The following is a 16,632-nucleotide window of genomic DNA, read 5'->3' on the forward strand; positions in this document are numbered from 1 at the left end:
GTTGGTCAAGCAGGAGCTTTGGGGAATGTTGCTTGCCTACAACCTGCTGCGTTTTATGATGTGCCAGATGGCGTATTCCTTGAATACGGTAATGCCATACCAAATAGGTTTTAAGCAGGCATCGATATTTTTGGTGAGTCAGTTGCAGATGCTCCCGGCAGTCGCGCCCGGAAGATATCCAGAAGTGCTCAGGTATATCCTCGATATGGCAGAGAGCTTTGTGCTTCCAGAGAGGAGGGAGAGGACATATCCAAGAGCAGTAAAGAAAAGGCCCAGTCGCTATGCGACTAGGCCTTCTAGAAGGCGTAATTCAGCTTAATTCACATGCATTACGCATTATGCGCCTCTTTTAAATTGGTCTTGTTGCGATTTATAGAACCGCGCTACGAGACACCTAAAAGCCTGAGCCTGGTTGTTTTAAAAACGCCGTTTCTTCTTCAGTACATTCTCTGCCTAAAATGGCATTACGGTGTGGGTATCGGCCAAAGCGATCGATGATTTCTTTGTGCTTAATCTCATATTCATAAGACTGTTTATCTTCAAGGCTATTGAAAAGCTGCATAGCATCTTTGTGCACTTTCTGGGATTCACTGTGCATGTATGGCATGTACATAAAAGTACGTTCTATTTCACTCAGCTCTCTTTCAATGCCTAGGTTGATTGCTTCTTGCGCCAAAGCCAACGCCAGAGGATCTTGCGAAAATGCTTTTGGTGTATCTCGATATATATTTCGAGAAAACTGATCCAGTACCAGTATTTCTCCCAAGCGACCTTTGGCTGAGCTTCGCCAATCAAATAGCTCTGCACGTGACGCCTGTTTCAGCAGATCGCCAAAACGCGCCTCAATCTGCTTGTCTAGCTCCTCACTTTTAGAGAACCAGTCGTTTGGCGTCAATTCCTCAAACCAGAACGTCAATACTTTGCGATACATGCGTACCCTCCCTAGTACTAATAATCATTCAATACACGACCTGAGCAATCGTCATTGTTATGTGTTGTAGTTCAGTGTGATTACTCAGTGTGTTGCCCGTTCGCACTATAGGACAAACAAAAGCACTTAACGAACTCAGGTTAAGTGCTTTTCATCTTTTATGAATAAAGAGGGCAAAATGAACAACAAAAAAGACGTTTATCTCTTCTCATTGACAGATTTTAGCTTGCGCGCGGCATGTCGAGTACGCGATGCATTCACTTTGCTTTTACCACTGTCAAAACACGTTGCGATATCCGAAATGGATGTCACCACGCTGTCTGGCGCAGAAAAACGAATATCGACGCCGTAGTTGTAACCATAATTCACGCACACCACCGGGCACCCAACGGCACGCGCCGCATTGACATCATTCACACTCCCTCCCACCATGAGCAACTGTTCGGGTTTGAGCCCCAGCAACAAAGCCGCTTCCAACAACCCATCAGGGGAAGGTTTAGGTTCTTGCAAGGCATCTCGGCCTAGTACTGACGTGAAATGATTGCGGATACCCAACACTGTCAGGATCTCGTTAGCGTGAAAGGTAGATTGATTGGTGACCAACACTGCAGGAATTTTCTTTCGTGTGAGTTGGCGAAGCAGCGACTCGACCCCCTCATAGAGTGTGGCTGTTGCATGCTGACGACGCTGATAAGCCTTAAGAAACAGAGCGCTGCCCAAACGAAAAATAGGATCAGGCACAGACCCATCGATTTGACGCGATAAAATGCGATGGATCAGCTTGTCAGTGCCATCGCCCATCCAATCGCTGACATGCTCTGCATTCAAACAGGGAAGCCCGATGTCTTTGAGCATTTCTTCTGCGGCATAACGAATATCTGCCGCGGTATCCACTAACGTACCGTCCAACTCAAAACATACCGCTTTCACACCATCAACTGACAACATTGTCTCTCCAACTTGCGTTTACGAGGTCACAGACCCACGCATATCTAAGGTTAATTAGGGGGACTTACACCAGCCAGCAATCAGAGAGCGGTTGATCAAGAATGCGTTTCTAGACTGATAAACGACGGCGGTTAATTGCAAAATCGAAGGCGGCAATCGGAGAGAAACCTGTCGCTATTCAAATTTAGCAGAGTACGGATAAAAGCAAATTCTCGGACATTACAGCACGTCTTTTATCTCATTGATCTTTACCGTTCGCCCGCTGCCATTCGGTAAATTACATCGACATTTCAAATCATTAAAAACTTGAAAAAAGTTTTCTTAAGCAAAAATTGAACACAAAAAAACGAGCAAGAGTGTGATTCACATCATTCAATCGCAGACCAACGGCCCATCCCTCTCACGCCACCCATTTGAACGCATACACTGAAAAATACATGCACGGTTTATCGCCTTGTCTTGTCGACGTAATCGCGTAAACTGTCCGACCTTTTTGACGCTGGAGAGTTTTTGATGTTTATCGGTTTTGATTACGGAACGGCTAACTGTTCTGTCGCCGTGATAGAAAACGAAGCGCCACGCTTATTGCCCCTTGAAGGCGATAGCCCTTTCATTCCATCAACGCTTTGTGCGCCCACGCGTGAGGCGGTCAGTGAGTATCTGTGGCGTCATTTCGACATTAAACCGGCTGACACCACGGGCGAGCAATTATTGCGTCGCGCCGTCGCGTTTAACCGAGAAGAAGGCATCGATGTAGAGCCTGGCGATTTACGCTTTGGTCGCTCTGCATTAGAAACTTACCTAGAAGATCCTGAAGAGGTGTATTACGTAAAGTCACCGAAGTCGTTTCTTGGTGCAACAGGTTTACGTGATGTGCAAGTGAGCTTCTTCGAAGATCTGGTTTGCGCCATGATGGCAAACATCAAGCAACAAGCCGAAGCAAGCCTACAGCAAGAGATCGAACGTGCTGTTATTGGTCGCCCTGTGAACTTCCAAGGCATAGGCGGCGAACGTGCAAACCAACAAGCAGAATCGATTCTTACTGCAGCAGCAAAACGCGCAGGATTTAAAGACACGGTGTTCCAATTCGAACCTGTTGCCGCTGGTTTGGAATACGAAAGTGCATTGACCGAAGATAAAACCGTGCTTGTGGTCGACATTGGTGGCGGTACGACAGACTGCAGCTTAATCCAAATGGGCCCTAGCTGGCGCGGATTAGAAGATCGTCGCTCATCACTGCTCGCGCATTCGGGGTGTCGCATTGGCGGTAATGACCTCGATATCCATCTTGCCTTTGAGCAATTGATGCCACTGTTTGGCAAAGACAGCACGTTGCAACGCGGCATTGCCATGCCCGTTACGCAGTTTTGGAACCCGATTGCGATCAACAACGTCGCAGCACAATCGGATTTCTACACATCAGCCAACCGCCGAGTGTTAGAACAATTGATCCGAGACGCAAGCGAACCTGAGAAAATTAGGCGCTTACTCAAAGTGCAACAAGAAACCTTAGGGTATCAAATTGTTCGTTGCGCAGAAGAAGCCAAAATTGCGCTCTCTGAGCAAACCAGCACCCAACATTTGCTGCCACTGAGCAACGAAGCGCTGACGATTTCGATTCAATCGGACCAATTGGCAGAGGCGATCAGCAACCCTGTGATGCGTATCGCTGAGCTAGTGCAAGATGCCATTGCGCAAGCTGACGCTAAACCGGATGCGATCTTCATGACAGGCGGTAGTGCGCGTTCCCCGATTCTTCGTGCCTTGTTGGAAAACACCCTTCCCGGTGTACCGATTGTGGCGGGAGACTATTTTGGCTCTGTCACGTCAGGTTTGGCGCGTTATGCGGCGCACTGCTTTCGCTAATAGCCACTAATCAGCACAAACTGATTTCCGGATACAAAAAAGAGAAGCAGGGTTTCCTGCTTCTCTTTTTTATGGGTTTCGATTATTCCACTAGGGCTTCGCTTTCGGTACCAACCCCCAGGGAACAGATGAAACAATGCCATTTTTCTGCCCCGCCATCGGCACGGCATTCGCACCTTGCCAATCAAGCAACATGATGGCGAGTACATTGCGATGCTCACCCTTGGCAAGATCGACGCTACCCGATACAGAAGGTACGATGCCTGCCTGTTCTGAAATGGCTTCTCTGACGTATGCTTGTGCACGTTCGACGACAGGATCATCATCAAGCCCGGCCAACAGAAAACTGATACCAATTTCAGCCACCACATCCGGCTTTGAGCGCGCTAAAATCGTGTCTATATTGTCGCGGTAATACGTATAGATCCACGCGTAATCTGATTCAGACACGGACACGCGGTAGTATTCTGATGCCGCGAGAATGATGTGCGTCATGCCATACAATTTATTGTTGAATTGCTGCGTGGAGAGCTGTGCATCCTCGCCGTCTGGGTAGGTTTCGCGAAACGCGGACTCGAATGTTTTCGTCAGATCATCTTCACCGAGTTGCTTCAGCCAATACACTTGGTTCGCCAGCTGCGCAGCCCACGCTCGAATCATTTCAGGGTTGGAAACATAAACACTAAAGTCATACCAGCCGAGCACCTCACGAAGTTTCTCATCTTCAATGTGTGCCAAACCATATTCATTGGCACGCGCCATGCTGCTTATCAGCCCAGCGCCAAGCACCAAATATTCTTCACGTCCAGTGCCCGCTTTCTGCCGCAACGCATCTCGCTCAGAATCGCCAGATCCATAATGGGACAGACGTACTTTACCAAGTCGTTCTACATCCGCTTGACTGTCAATGTCTGCCGCATATGCGTTAAGACGACTCGCCACCCGCGCCATGTCCGTCCAAACCGCGCCTTTGTAATAGTCATCTTGAGTCTGGCGGTACATACGAAGCCCATAATGCCCAAGCTGATACGGAGACAATTCGCCTAACTGGCGATCATAAATATCACGGATCTCTCGTGCATCATTGATTTCAGCCATCTGCACAACTGACCCAAACGCCGTGCTGTCAGCATGATATTGGGGAGTCAACGAACACGCCGTTAGCGCCGTCATCACCAGAGCACTTGTTAGTAACACACGCCATTTTTTCATCATCACACCCCATCAAATTTGCCCTCACCTTAGCCCAGTTGTGTAAAGAGACGAACAAATGTTTGCAAGGTTACATACCCAAACGAGTTGAAGATGCTCGTATCCAGAGGCCATCAGTGCGTTCAATTCGCGGCGAATTTCGCGAGGAATAGTCACCCCATTTCCGAGGCATCTAACGAAGAAGTGGGCGCATTGAGGGCCTCCCTACGGGCGAGTTGACTGCCATCGTGCTCTTTGTTGTCCCTTTTTGATGGAGGTGACTACATCTACAAAGGGACGCCGCGATCACAACACCAGTCAATCTCGCTGAATCCGTCATCTTCAACTCGTTTGGGTATAGCCCACCACTTACAACCACGGTGTCTCATCACCCATTTCACGCTGATGATGGAAGAAAATTTACGGTGTAAATCTGCAGAAGAATGCGGGCTAGCGCATAGTTAAAAGCAGTGAGATATGGGGTCAAATTTGAAAGACGGTGTAAATCGAGGAAAAAACGCACCCACCAGCGACTGTGTTGCTGTCGCTAAACACCAAAACGGTGCTGGCGGGTGTTCGTCAAGTTAGACGAAGGTTGACCACAAATGAGATGTCACTTGCGGATGTATCAGCTTAAAAGGCAGTGGATCGCTGATTGAAACCAAGAGCCCAATAAACACGGAGTGAAGAGGTATGTGTTATTGAGCGATGCATTATTTATGACACAGCCAGAAAGCAGAATCGACAGGCACTTCGGTTTGTGCGGCGCAGGTCTAATTGCTTAAATTACGCACTAATCTGTCTCACCGTTTTGCACCAACACATACGCCATAATGTCGTTCACGTCGTTTTTGGTGAGCACGCCTTCGAACGCAGGCATTCCGCCATCACGACCGTCAAGAACTGCACCAATTATCCCCGATTTCACCGGGTTCAAACGACCAAATTTCTTATGCAAATTCACAGGCGTTTTTGGCAGTGTTGCAGCGATTAAACCATCACCCTGCCCTCTCTCACCGTGGCAAACAAGGCAGTTTTGGACATATTTTTGCTTGCCGTTTGCTACATCACTTTCGCCGTAGATCGTGTTTTCATAAGCGACCAACGCTATGAAGCCAATCACCCCTAACCCTAAAACACCCAGCGTGATCCCTAACAATTTTTTCATTATACGTCTCTCCTTATCGATAGGTTTAGTTAACCAGACGATAGGTGAAAAAAATGTCAACGCGCTACTTTAACCCTTCGTTTTCTAACCCTGTTACGCTCGCGGTGCAGCCCCCCGCGTCATTCTCTTTTAAGTCGATTTGCCAGCCATATTTTCGTGCGATGTCTTGTGCAATCACCAATCCCAAGCCGTACCCTTGATTCACCTTACTGTTGCTCTCTAAGCCAACCCCCGTGTCCTGAATCACGATGGCGTTTGAAGAGACATGAATGGTGATTTGCCCCTGCTCTGTGTAAACGAAAGCATTCTTAATCAGGTTTCCCACTAAAATGCCAACAGCCTTGTGAGACACACGCAAGCATGGCGCATGTTCAACATTGACCAACACCTCGATGTTTTTCTCTTCCAACAACATTTGAAAATGTGAAAGTAAGGTCTCAATTTCGGCGCTGTTTAGTCGCCACGGTGTGACTGCATCTTCTTTCTCTCGCGTCAGTGATAGCAAGGTTTCCACATAGTCTTGCATGGCTTCGACTGCGGTTGTCATTCGCACACGTTGTTTATCAACAAATTGGGGATCGTTGGCGTGTTCAAGTAGGGATAAACTGCCGCGCAGTACCATGAGGGGAGTGCGTAATTCATGGCTCGCAAAACGGTTAAACGCGCGTTCTCTTTCTAACATGTCAGCGATTTGAGATTGATAGGTATTGATGCTCTCCGTCAGCGTCACCAGCTCGACTGTTTTACCTGCTGCTGGCAATGTCAGGGGTGACAAGTCCCCTTCAGTTTTCGCACTCAACTGGTTAGCGAGCGACGAATAGGGCTTGGTTAACCGAGAGGCAATTTTCAGCACCACCAGCAAACTCAAAATCAGTAACCCAAAGGACAAGAGCAGCTGATTGGCTTGCGATTTTAGTGTTTTCTCTTCACTTAGCTCGAATATCGGATCGTTATTAACGATGTAGGCATCCAACATTTCGCCGTTGACCATGACCGTAGTTTTCATCACGAAGTAATCCGTTTCTTGATCAACTCTCCCTGCTTTGTAGATTTCTACGGCACTGTTCAGCGCAAGTTGTTTGCTTATTTCGAGCGAATCGGGCAACGCACCATAGCCAATATACGCGGTCGAAAAATTGTCGAGCACCACAATATCACTGTTGATATCGGCTTCATTTAAGCTGTTAGCCAGCGACTCCAAACGATACTGCGCCGTAAAGTGCTCGAGATTTTCCACCGTGCTTTCCAGCACGGAAAAGTGAATGGTGATGATGGCAAACGCCACAATCGAAAAATACGTAAACGTCAGCTGTTTTGCGGATTTAATCTTGCTCATTCTGCGCCACTCGGTTTATCGACCAATTGATAACCAATCTTCGGAACGGTGCGGATATACCCAAACTCAAACGGTTTATCAATGAGGTTTCTGAGTTGATAGACATGGCTGCGCAACACGTTGCCTTCGGGTTCGTCATCGCCCCATAACGCGGTGGCCAACTCTTCTTTCGTCACTACTAGCGGAGCACGTGCCATCAGCAATTTGAGCACAGTAAATAACGAAGGGTTAAGGGTAAATTGGCACTCACGGCGCACAGCAACGTGAGACGTCAGCGACAGACGAAGTTCACCAAAGACCAGTTCACGGACAGATACTTGCCCCGTGCGGCGTCGATTTAACGCCAACACCCGTGCTTCCAGGATCTTCAAATCGAATGGCTTTACCAAATAATCATCCGCGCCATGATCAAAGCCGGAGAGAATGTCTTCTCGCTCTCCCATGGCAGTGAGCATAAGCACGGGTGTGTCTACGCCATTTTCACGCAGTTTTTTGCACACCGTCATGCCGTCCATTTTGGGTAACATGACATCCAGAATGACGACGTCATAATGATTATCTTCCACCAGATTTAGGGCCTGAGTGCCGGATAATGCATGGTCCATGGTGTGACCAAGCAATTCGAAGTAATCGAAGATAACACCCGCAATATCTGCATGATCTTCAACGAGTAATATTTTCATTCTCACTAAACCTGGCTGCCGAATTCCTCTTTATTCTTGCACAGAAAACATAAAAAAAAAGTGAACGACCTTTCTTTCACTTCTCTCCTCGTAATGTGACCCTCACTGACGTAGGAGGGCCCATTTTGACCGTGATCCGATATTTCCCAGCTCAGCCAACTTATGATACCCCGCCGCACCTTTCTGTGGTGGTGCCATTTTTTAACGAACAAGCTGTTCTTGCAGCGTGTCATCAGCGCATTTTGTCTGCGCTCGACACACTCAACGCCCACTGTGAAATCATCTATGTGGACGATGGCAGTAAGGACGACAGTGCAAACATTGCCAGTGCACTTGATGCCGCGCACCATGATGTCAGCTTGATTCGGCTCAGCCGGAACTTTGGTAAAGAAGCGGCGATGTCTGCGGGATTAAAAGCCTCCCGAGGCAATGCTGTCATATTGTTGGATGCCGACCTTCAAGACCCGCCAGAGCTTATCCCCGAGATGATTGAAGCTTGGCAATCAGGCTACGACGTTGTGGATATGCAGCGTAAAGCTCGCTTGGGCGAAAGTGCATTCAAGCGATTCACCGCGCGTATGTTCTATGCCCTGTTGAACCGACTGAGTGACGTGCCTATTCCTGAAAACGTTGGGGATTTCCGACTGTTAGATAGGCGCGTTGTGGACACCATCAACGCCCTGCCCGAGCGCACGCGTTTTATGAAAGGCTTGTTTGCGTGGCCCGGTTTTCAACGCACGGTGCTTCAATTTGACCGCGATGCTCGCTTCGCGGGCACCACCAAATGGAATACCGCGCAGCTGTTTAATCTCGCCGCGGAAGGCATTACCTCTTTCAGCACCAAGCCGCTTCGACTCGCCACTTATGCTGGATTAATCACGGGGGTCAGTGCCCTTTGCATCGCTGTGGTCGTCGTACTCAAAACCCTCATATGGGGCGATCCCGTTGCTGGGTATCCCAGCCTGATGCTCACCGTACTGACACTCGGCAGCGTCCAGTTGCTTTCCATTGGCTTGCTGGGTGAATACCTCGGCCGTTTGTTTATTGAAGCCAAACAACGCCCACTCTTTTTGGTGGATTCCCAACTCACCAAGGCAGCAGCAACGTCATCTTTTAACGCCTCAACGGTCACACCTGTATCGGCTTCAAACACTGCCAAAGCATCCACTTCCCCTGTTTCTGAGATCCCTACACCATGAACCGTTTAAGACACTTCGTTTCACGCCTATCGTTGACCCAACTCGCCCTTAGCACGCTGATCATTTCATTGGGTATTCGCCTTATCACTTTGCCGATGTACTCCCTCATGGACACGACAGAAGCACGGTATGGCGAAATGGCGCGCATCATGTTCGAAACCCAAAACTGGATCACCCCCATGTTCGACTACGATGTGCCCTTCTGGGGAAAACCGCCCTTATTTGCATGGCTAAGTGCGGGAGGAATCGGTTTGTTTGGCAACAATGAGTTTGCCGTTCGGGTGCCGCATCTTTTTGTGGGCATGCTTATATTGACCATCACCTATCAGTTTTGCGTTCACGCAGGAAAGTCTGTGCAAGAAGCCATGCTGTCAGTCGCGGTATTGGCGACAAGCACTGCGTTCATTGTCATTTCTGGCGCCGTCATGACCGACACTGCGTTAGCGCTCGGCATCACCCTCAGCATGGCGAGTTTCTGGCTCGCGTTTCAGCACCATTCCAAACTGGCGGGCTACCTGTTTTTCGTTGGCCTTGCGATTGGCATGCTCGCCAAAGGCCCTCTCACGCTGGTATTGATTGGTATCAGCCTCTGTTGCTGGATAGTACTCGATGGTCGCTGGCGACGAGTGCTACACGCACTCCCTTGGGTGAGCGGCACTATGCTGATGTTGGCTATTTCGCTGCCTTGGTACATGCTGGCAGAATTCAAAACCCCGGGGTTTTTGAATTACTTCTTGGTGGGTGAGCACTTCATGCGCTTTGTGGTTTCTGGCTGGGAAGGCGATTTGTATGGCACTGCGCACAACGAACCGCGCGGCACGATTTGGTTATATGCCGCCATCGCGGCGCTGCCGTGGACGCCTTTTTTCTTCTGGCAGCTATTAAAACGCTTTCGACAAGGAAAAGAGAATGTCACGAATGCGTATGCGCAGTACCTGTGGTGTTGGATGCTGTCGCCGTTGCTGCTGTTCACCTTCGCGGGGAATATTCTCGCCAGCTACGTTTTACCCGGGCTGCCTGCTTTTGCATTGCTGATTGCTTTGTATCAGTCAGAAAACCCGCTCAACACTCGCGCGTATTTAACCGGTTTAACCACGCCCGTGCTGATCTTGTTTGCTGCGCTCGCCTTGAATTTCAACCTCACTGGGAAAACGGCGGAAAACGCGTTGCTGACGCTTTGGGAGAAACAACCGGAAGCCCGTTTCGTCGATCTTTACTATGTTGGGAGTCGCCCGTTTTCGGCGCAATATTATTCGAATGGAAAAGCGAAACGCGTGTCGACGGATCTGCAAAGCACCATCACTGACCTCGAACAGCCCGCATTCATTGTTCACGCCCATACGCACTCAGACGACAGCACTGATATGTCGTTAGCGCAATGCCAGCAGAGGGCGGAAAGTGGAAAGCGTGTTCTTTTGTATTGCGTGCCGAACAACGGATAGCGACATCGTGGAATGAGTAAACGCTCACAATGTGGAGAGGTCTGGAAATCAAGATGACGAGTTGTGGCGATTATGGCTCGCAGTCAGAAATATCGACATCAAAGTCAGAGATTTTTGCGCCCTCCGCATCGAAATAGAAGTAGCGAAAGACCACGTCATTCTCAAGCAACACAGCGGTAGGACGGACACTGCAGCTGTTTTTCGCCACAATTTTGGGCACGACATGATTGAATTGTTCGAGGTTAATGTCTTCGACCAAATCATCCAAAATGGTGTGATAGAAACGCAGTGTGCGGCGATCATTCTCGACCAAATCTAACCGCGTTACATCATCCACCATCACAGGCACATCGCTGTTAATTCGACGTGCCGTGGCCTCGACCAAAATTGGCGTGTATTCGTAGAGATCATCTTTACGCACAAGGCCATTTGAAAGCATACATACATCCATGGCTTCTGCCCATTCTTGGGGAGTGGCGTCGATATTTTCCCGCTCGACTTTGGCTAGGATGGCGTTTTGACATTGCGTGCTAACATCGTTCGCCCCTTCACCCGTGACTGAAATGCCATTGATTGTTACCCACTCTTCTAGCGTTGAAGAACAAGCACAAATAAGCACAGAGGTCGCCAATAAGCCCGTTTTTTTCACAATATGTTCCTGTCTCCGCCCATCTATCAAAATGCCGTGCCACTCATCCACCATGGCGACGAATTCTTGTTTGGTCAACCAACAAGCTGTAATTTTAAGGACACAACACGGGAAAGAACTATCTTACGCTCAGCTTCATCCTTTAAGAATAGAAATCAATACAGATAAAACGCCCCGGTCACTGTTTAAAAAACAACCAAAATCTCCGATATTTTAATAACATTATAGGTCAGATTACTTCATTAATAGAATAATTAATCGATATTAGAAGACATTAATAGTGATTATTTTTCACACATCAACACTCTTTACAAAAATAATAATTAATGAAGTAGATGATTGGAATCATAAATACTACGAATATAAAAACCTTTAGTGTTATAACAATCAATTACATTTCAAGCACTAAAACAAGATATGACTCGCATTTTAAGAGGTTGTTCAGATCACACAAAACGCACCTAAGTCCTTGATGCCTAGACAATAGGACGACTCAAGTCACGTTTGGGTTAAAAAAAAATGTTATTTTGTGACATTGATTAAAAATTTAGTTCTCTTATGATTCCTTCCGTCAGTTGTAAGAAATAAGAGAATAATATCCATGATTGAACTAAGCGTTATCATCCCAACTTATAATCGCTCAACGCTGCTTTCCCACACATTAACTGCATTATGTGAGCAAACATTACCATTAGAATCGTTCGAAGTTATCGTCATTGATGATGGTGGTATTGATAATTCTGAAGATGTCACACGTTCATTTTCTGATAAATTAAACATTAAATATTTCTGGCAAGAAGACAAAGGCTTTCGCGCTGGTAAAGCTAGAAATGTAGGCACAGCTATTGCTGAAGGGAAATATATCGTTTATCTCGATACCGGTGTTTTACTTGCAACAGGCAGTTTAGAAGAGCACCTGTTTCGCCACAAAGTCTCGACTCACCCTATCGCTATTGTCGGTTATGTGTACGGCTTCGATCTTGATGAAGAAGGCGTCAAGAAAATGGAATCTGTTATCAGCCCAAACAATGTTGACGCCATTTTGAGCGAACTTGATCAACAAGGTATGTATGACATTCGCCAGGCTCAATATGATGATATGGGCCACAACATTAGTGACTGGCCAGCACCGTTCGACCTCTTCTGGACGTGCCATGTTTCTGCTGAGCGAGAAGAACTCATTAAAGCAGGTATGTTTGATGAACGTTTTAATAGCTGGGGCGGAGAAGATGTTGACTTGGGTGTGCGTCTCTTCCGTAATAACAATATGTTTATCGTGGATAAATCGATGGCTTCTTTCCATTGGCCTCACCCAAAAGAAGTGAAAGACATTGGCGAAAGTTCAAAAAGTGCTGCCGAACTGATTCATAGCAAATACAACATCTGGCAAACCAGCTATTACAACTTAGACCATGAGATCAATGATCTACCATTGAATAAGCTTATTAAAGTGTTAAAAAGTAGCCCTAATTATCCAATGGCTGACCCTGAACTTTTCAAGTCACCACGTAAAACGATCACGAATACCGATCTTGACACATAAGGAAGTGATGTTATGCCTTGTGTATATGAAAACATTTTTCCAGTGTCCAACGGCGTGACAGTGGAAGATGCACGACACATATTTAGTGAGCAAATGCAGATCCATGAGAAAGCAACATTTGTTGGCCAGCCTCATATCGCCTTTACCCTTGCGCGTGATTCCGATGACTACACTCGCGATGCGCAATTTTCGCTAATCAACAAAGCCGATTTTCAGGGAGCCATCACCATTGGTAAAGACACCGTTCTTTACTCTGATGACAACCTTGCCTTTGAAAATCGTCCAGTACGTCTGACCGCTGTTCAGGTTAATAAGGGCGCTTCTGGCAAAATTACCATTGGCGATGGCGTTGTGATGCAAGGCACCGTTGTTGTCTGCTACCAAGAGGTAAACATTGGTAACAAGGTCTTATTTGGTCCTAAAGTGACCATCATGGACAGCAGTGGGCACCCCGTTACAGGTCGCTGGGGTGACGACGATGCTGCACGTACCCTTAGCGCGAAAGTCACCATTAAAGACAATGCATGGATCGGCATGGGGGTCACCATTTTAAAGGGGGTTACCATCGGCGAAAACGCTGTGGTTGGCGCAAATAGTGTGGTTTACCAGGACGTCCCGGACAATTGCATAGCAATGGGTAACCCCGCGCAAATCGTTAAACAACTAGATACCGCTTCTTAATCCCTTTTTGCAGACCCTCCAAATACTTCTGTAACACTGAAGAATTACGCCCTCGAAAAGCAAGGAGGGTCTGCACCTTTACTTCCACCATTCACGGATTCATTCATGTCTATACATGCCCGTTTAGCGCCTTATAAAAGCCTTGTTTTACTCGCCCTTCCCGTTGCATTACAAACTGCCATATTCTCCAGCAAAAGTACGGTTGACACCATTATGCTGGCTTCGTTGAGCGAAATTGACATTGCAGCAATTGGCCTCGCAGCCAAAGCTCAGATGGTCATTAGCTTCTTTATAATTGGGCTAAGCATTGGCGGTGGCCAAGTTGCAGCTCAATGCTTTGGCATCAAAACTGAAGATGGGCCAAGAAAGCTACACACGACGGTTCTGATTACCTTGCTGCTCAGCCTCGCCACTGCGTTGTTCTTTTTTACCCTTTTGTTTTTTTTCCCCCATCCGTTAATGGGGTTAGGCAGTCAATCTCAAGACATCATCAACAAAGGAGCGATCTACCTTCAAACCATTGCTGTCAGTCTGTTTTGTTTTGCGTACGCTTCTAGCATTGCAAGTGGTCTGCGTGCCATGCATCAACCCGCCATTGCAACCAAAATCAGTTTCATCGGGGTTGGGCTCAACCTACTCCTCAACTGGCTCTTGATTTTCGGTCACTTTGGTTTTCCAGCCATGGGCATTGAAGGAGCAGCTTTAGGTACCGCTATCAGTGCGGTTATTGAATGTATTGCCCTTTATCTTTACTTGCTCGTCAAAGAACACCCTTTGACGCATTTCCGTGTGGCGCAATTTGTCGCATTAAAATATAAAGATATTAAGGTCGTCGCACGCCTCTCTGTCACCGCGGCAGTCAACGCTGTTATATGGGCGGCAGGGTTGTTCGCGTTCCATGCGATTCTTGGCTTTAGTGACCCAAACCTCTTAATCGCATTATCTGTTCTTGCGCCACTTGAAGCTTTCGCCATGTCTTTGCTCATTGGGTTATCAACCGCAGGCTCTATTTTGATCGGCAATATGGTGGGCGCAAATAAGTTGGATGAACTCCCTCAAGCAGTGCGTCTCCACCTTTACTTTAGCGCTGCCGTGGGAGTAGTGACTGCATTGGTGCTCTCTCTTTTAGAATTCCCCCTATTATCACTTTTCTTCCACGCCGAGGTTCCTTCAGACGCGCAAAAGCTAACGTCATCGTTGTTCAGTCTCATGGCGGCGTCTCTTGTCATAAAAAGTATCTCGATGATGCTGATTGTTGGTGTACTCCGAGCAGGAGGCGACGCCATGTTCTGCTTGATGACCGATGTGTTCGCACAGTGGATATTCTTGCTCCCCTGCGCATTTTTGCTCACACATGTGTTCAACTACCCGCCGCAGTATCTGCTTGGCTTGGTGATCATTGAAGAATGTTTGAAAGCAGTGATCTGTGGTTGGCGATTGAAAAGTAAAAGATGGGTTAAAAATGTGGCTGCAGACTTACACTAGCATCTCGCGGTAAAACGTGGCAGTCGATCTCACTCAACACACCTTCCCCCTGCAAAAAAGCCCGCGAGCGCGGGCTTCTTTGAACAAGGCGCTCAGTAAACACGAAGGTTTAATGATTGCGCTTTTATGTTCGGTATTAGATGTTCTTTTTCGGCTTCAGCGAATCCCAAGGGCTACTTGAGCGGCTTGACTCTGAACGCTGACGCGATACTGGTTTACCCGCGCTATCATCAGAGCGACGACGATCTTGATTGTTTGAACGTCCGCTTGGTTTCGCACCTGAGCGTGGGCTGCGTTGCGATTTCGCATCACGCTTATCAGCGTTGTCGCCTTTTGGTTTGTTCTTTGGCACGTAATTCAAAACAGAAATCGGCACAGGTTTACGTGGCTCAAACCCTTCAATATCACGACGCTCAATCAAATGCCCAAGGCGGCTTTCAATCATACAAAGGTTTTTGAAATCATCCTTCGACAAGAAGGTGATCGCTTCACCTTTCGCACCCGCGCGGCCAGTACGACCGATACGGTGAATGTAATCGTCCGCAGGGAACGGCAGGTCGTAGTTCACAACGCGCGTTAACTCTTCAATGTCGATACCGCGCGATGCAACGCCGGTTGCGACCAGGAATTTCAGATCACCGGCTTTGAAATCTTCCAACAGTTGCTCTCGTACCGCTTGGCTGCGGCCACTGTGGAACGACTCAGCTTGAATGCCACGCTTACCAAGCTGTTCAACCAATTTGGCCGCACCATGCTTAGTTTCAAGGAAAATCAACGCCTGATCCCACGCTTGCTCGGTGATCAAATGACTCAGCAGCGCGGATTTTTTGTCTTTATCGACAGTCGTCAGCCATTGCTCAATATCTGGTTTACTTTGTGAATTCGCCGTTGAAATTTCAACAGGGTTTGGCACCGCTGTTTTCGCAAGAAAACGAATTTTGTCAGACAACGTCGCTGAGAACAGCAGATTTTGGCGATCAACAGGCAAACGCTCGATGATCTTATTGATGTCTTCGATGAAGCCCATGTCGAGCATGCGGTCAGCTTCATCCAATACTAAGATTTCAATTTCATCAAAATGAACAGCGCGCTGCGAATACATATCCAACAAACGCCCTGGCGTTGCGACCAGAATATCAACGCCTTCAACCAAGCGCTGTTTTTGCGCAGCGATTTCTTTGCCGCCATACATGGCTAGCGTGGTAAGCGAAAGGTTCTTCGCGTATTGCTCAGCATTCTTCTCAACCTGTGCCACCAGCTCTCGTGTAGGCGCAAGGATCAACGCGCGCACACGCTTTTTGCGCTGGGTCTCGCCACGGCTCAGCATTTCCAAAATCGGCAGCACAAAGCTGGCCGTTTTACCTGTACCGGTTTGCGCAGCAGCCAGTAGGTTTTCACCTTTCAAGATCGCAGGAATCGCTTTTTCTTGAATTGGCGTTGGGGATGTATACCCAAGTTCAGTGACGGCTGAAACAATCGGCAGGCTTAAGCCCAGCTTAGAGAATGGCAT

General features: G+C 47.7%; 14 protein-coding genes and 1 pseudogene. 7 read left to right on the forward strand and 8 right to left on the reverse strand.

The genetic code is table 11. The features are described from left to right. Positions 1-319: pseudogene (locus BM082_RS22100) on the forward strand (IS4 family transposase); the annotation flags it as partial. Positions 320-394: 75 nt separating this feature from the next. Here BM082_RS22100 and BM082_RS22105 read toward each other — a convergent pair. After that, on the reverse strand, positions 395-931 hold the full coding sequence (locus BM082_RS22105; RefSeq protein WP_017014980.1) for a DUF924 family protein: 537 nt from the start codon (positions 929-931) through the stop codon (positions 395-397). A 198-nt stretch (positions 932-1,129) separates the two neighbouring features. Then, complete coding sequence (locus BM082_RS22110) at positions 1,130-1,879, reverse strand: HAD-IA family hydrolase (protein WP_017014981.1); 750 nt, start codon at positions 1,877-1,879, stop codon at positions 1,130-1,132. A 513-nt stretch (positions 1,880-2,392) separates the two neighbouring features. On the opposite strand from BM082_RS22110, the gene yegD reads away from it, so the two are divergent. Further along, the gene (gene yegD, locus BM082_RS22115; protein WP_017014982.1) at positions 2,393-3,745 is read left to right on the forward strand and encodes a molecular chaperone; all 1,353 of its coding nucleotides are present in this window, start codon (positions 2,393-2,395) and stop codon (positions 3,743-3,745) included. A gap of 90 nt (positions 3,746-3,835) precedes the next feature. On the opposite strand, the gene BM082_RS22120 is transcribed toward yegD, so the two are convergent. The 4 genes from BM082_RS22120 to BM082_RS22135 form a co-directional block, all read right to left on the reverse strand. Then, complete coding sequence (locus BM082_RS22120; protein WP_017014983.1) at positions 3,836-4,960, reverse strand: DUF3541 domain-containing protein; 1,125 nt, start codon at positions 4,958-4,960, stop codon at positions 3,836-3,838. Positions 4,961-5,729: 769 nt separating this feature from the next. Further along, a complete protein-coding gene (locus BM082_RS22125; protein ID WP_017017410.1) occupies positions 5,730-6,104 on the reverse strand; it encodes a c-type cytochrome in 375 nt (124 codons plus the stop codon). Between the two features lie 64 nt (positions 6,105-6,168). Beyond that, on the reverse strand, positions 6,169-7,440 hold the full coding sequence (locus BM082_RS22130) for a sensor histidine kinase (protein ID WP_074928657.1): 1,272 nt from the start codon (positions 7,438-7,440) through the stop codon (positions 6,169-6,171). Then, the gene (locus BM082_RS22135; protein ID WP_017014986.1) at positions 7,437-8,123 is read right to left on the reverse strand and encodes a response regulator transcription factor; all 687 of its coding nucleotides are present in this window, start codon (positions 8,121-8,123) and stop codon (positions 7,437-7,439) included. The genes BM082_RS22130 and BM082_RS22135 overlap by 4 nt, the downstream gene beginning before the upstream one ends. A gap of 125 nt (positions 8,124-8,248) precedes the next feature. Between BM082_RS22135 and BM082_RS22140 the strand changes: the two genes are divergently transcribed. Together BM082_RS22140 and BM082_RS22145 are read left to right on the forward strand one after the other, a co-directional pair. Next, on the forward strand, positions 8,249-9,322 hold the full coding sequence (locus tag BM082_RS22140; protein ID WP_074928660.1) for a glycosyltransferase family 2 protein: 1,074 nt from the start codon (positions 8,249-8,251) through the stop codon (positions 9,320-9,322). Further along, entirely contained in the window at positions 9,319-10,764 is a 1,446-nt protein-coding gene (locus BM082_RS22145; protein ID WP_074928662.1) for an ArnT family glycosyltransferase, read from the forward strand. The genes BM082_RS22140 and BM082_RS22145 overlap by 4 nt, the downstream gene beginning before the upstream one ends. 70 nt (positions 10,765-10,834) lie before the next feature. Here BM082_RS22145 and BM082_RS22150 read toward each other — a convergent pair whose 3' ends face one another. Beyond that, positions 10,835-11,413 (reverse strand): hypothetical protein, encoded by a 579-nt coding sequence (locus BM082_RS22150; protein ID WP_017010226.1) that lies wholly within the window; start codon positions 11,411-11,413, stop codon positions 10,835-10,837. A 601-nt stretch (positions 11,414-12,014) separates the two neighbouring features. Between BM082_RS22150 and BM082_RS22155 the strand changes: the two genes are divergently transcribed. From BM082_RS22155 to BM082_RS22165, 3 genes are all read left to right on the forward strand, one after another. After that, positions 12,015-12,956 carry a glycosyltransferase gene (locus BM082_RS22155; RefSeq protein WP_017010225.1) on the forward strand — a complete coding sequence of 314 codons (942 nt, stop codon included), beginning with the start codon at positions 12,015-12,017 and terminating at the stop codon, positions 12,954-12,956. 12 nt (positions 12,957-12,968) lie between these two features. Then, positions 12,969-13,637 carry an acyltransferase gene (locus BM082_RS22160; RefSeq protein ID WP_017010224.1) on the forward strand — a complete coding sequence of 223 codons (669 nt, stop codon included), beginning with the start codon at positions 12,969-12,971 and terminating at the stop codon, positions 13,635-13,637. 105 nt (positions 13,638-13,742) lie between these two features. Further along, positions 13,743-15,122: an MATE family efflux transporter gene (locus BM082_RS22165; RefSeq protein ID WP_017017406.1), complete on the forward strand. Its 1,380-nt coding sequence runs from the start codon at positions 13,743-13,745 to the stop codon at positions 15,120-15,122. A 136-nt stretch (positions 15,123-15,258) separates the two neighbouring features. Here the strand turns inward: BM082_RS22165 and BM082_RS22170 are convergent, their stop codons facing one another. Then, positions 15,259-16,632, reverse strand: coding sequence for a DEAD/DEAH box helicase (locus BM082_RS22170; protein WP_017014989.1), 1,374 nt, complete (start codon positions 16,630-16,632; stop codon positions 15,259-15,261).

This window comes from Enterovibrio norvegicus DSM 15893, assembly GCF_900115495.1.
GTDB lineage: Bacteria > Pseudomonadota > Gammaproteobacteria > Enterobacterales > Vibrionaceae > Enterovibrio > Enterovibrio norvegicus.